At 69.2% G+C, this 1,790-nt stretch carries 1 protein-coding gene; it reads right to left on the reverse strand.

Features of this window, described 5'->3' with window-relative positions; genetic code table 11:
• Positions 1 to 1,790 (reverse strand): dihydropteroate synthase (locus ACIRFH_RS36575; RefSeq protein ID WP_403530909.1); only part of this gene is annotated, 1,790 nt, incomplete at both ends.

The raw sequence follows: 1,790 nt of genomic DNA on the forward strand, positions 1-1,790 counted from the left end.
CGCACCCGGCGCCGGCGCAGTTCGGGCAGCTCGGCGCCGGGGACGCCGCGCTTGATGCCGATCAGGGCGTCCATCAGGCGCAGGCCCTCGAAGGCGTCGCGGGCGTAGCGGACCTCGCCGTCGTAGATCTCGTGGAGGTCCTGTTCGACGTAGGCGCGGGTGAGGGCGGCGCCGCCGAGGATGACGGGGTAGTCGGCGGCCAGGCCGCGCTGGTTGAGCTCCTCCAGGTTCTCCTTCATGATCACCGTGGATTTGACCAGGAGTCCGGACATGCCGATGACGTCGGCCCGGTGCTCGGCGGCGGCTTCCAGGATCGCGGAGACGGGCTGCTTGATGCCGAGGTTGACGACGGTGTAGCCGTTGTTGGACAGGATGATGTCGACGAGGTTCTTGCCGATGTCGTGGACGTCGCCGCGGACGGTGGCCAGCACGATGGTGCCCTTGCCCTCGTCGTCGGTCTTCTCCATGTGCGGCTCCAGGTGGGCCACCGCGGTCTTCATGACCTCGGCGGACTGGAGCACGAACGGCAGCTGCATCTGGCCGGAGCCGAAGAGTTCGCCGACGACCTTCATGCCGTCCAGGAGGGTCTCGTTGACGATGTCGAGGGCCGGGCGGTCCTTCAGGGCGTCGTCCAGGTCCTGTTCGAGGCCGTTCTTCTCGCCGTCGATGATGCGGCGCTTGAGGCGCTCCTCCAGCGGCAGGGCGGCCAGTTCCTCGGCCTTGGACGCCTTCAGCGACCTGGCGGTGGCGCCCTCGAACAGCTGCATCAGCTTCTGCAGCGGGTCGTAGCCCTCGCGGCGGCGGTCGTAGATCAGGTCGAGGGCGGTGGTGACCTGCTCCTGGTCGAAGCGGGCGATCGGCAGGATCTTCGAGGCGTGCACGATCGCCGAGTCCAGGCCCGCCTTGACGCACTCGTCCAGGAAGACGGAGTTGAGCAGGATCCGGGCGGCCGGGTTGAGACCGAAGGAGATGTTGGACAGGCCCAGCGTGGTCTGCACCTCGGGGTGGCGCTTCTTCAGCTCGCGGATGCCCTCGATGGTGGCCACCCCGTCCTTGCGGGACTCCTCCTGGCCGGTGCAGATGGTGAAGGTCAGACAGTCGACGAGGATGTCCGACTCGTGGATGCCCCAGTTGCCGGTGAGGTCCTCGATCAGCCGCTCGGCGATCTCCACCTTCTTCTCGGCGGTGCGGGCCTGGCCCTCCTCGTCGATGGTCAGCGCGATCAGCGCCGCACCGTGCTCCCGGGCCAGCTGCGCGACCTTGGCGAAGCGGGACTCGGGACCGGCGCCGTCCTCGTAGTTCACCGAGTTGATCACCGCGCGGCCGCCCAGCTTCTCCAGCCCGGCCCGCAGGACGTCGACCTCGGTGGAGTCCAGCACGATCGGCAGCGTCGAGGCCGTCGCGAACCGCCCCGCCAGCTCCTCCATGTCCGCCACACCGTCGCGGCCCACGTAGTCCACGCACAGGTCCAGCATGTGCGCGCCCTCACGGATCTGCTCGCGGGCCATCTCCACGCAGTCGTCCCAGCGGCCGGCCAGCATCGCCTCACGGAACTTCTTCGAGCCGTTGGCGTTGGTGCGCTCACCGATCGCCAGGTAGGAGGTGTCCTGCCGGAACGGCACCGACTGGTAGAGCGAGGCGGCACCCGGCTCGGGGCGCGGATCCCGGGCGCCGGGCGTCAGGCCACGCACCCGCTCCACGACCTGCCGCAGGTGCTCGGGCGTGGTACCGCAGCAGCCGCCCACCAGGGACAGCCCGTACTCGCGGACGAACGTCTCCTGCGCGTCGGC

Source organism: Streptomyces sp. NPDC093586 (assembly GCF_044764905.1).
GTDB lineage: Bacteria > Actinomycetota > Actinomycetes > Streptomycetales > Streptomycetaceae > Streptomyces.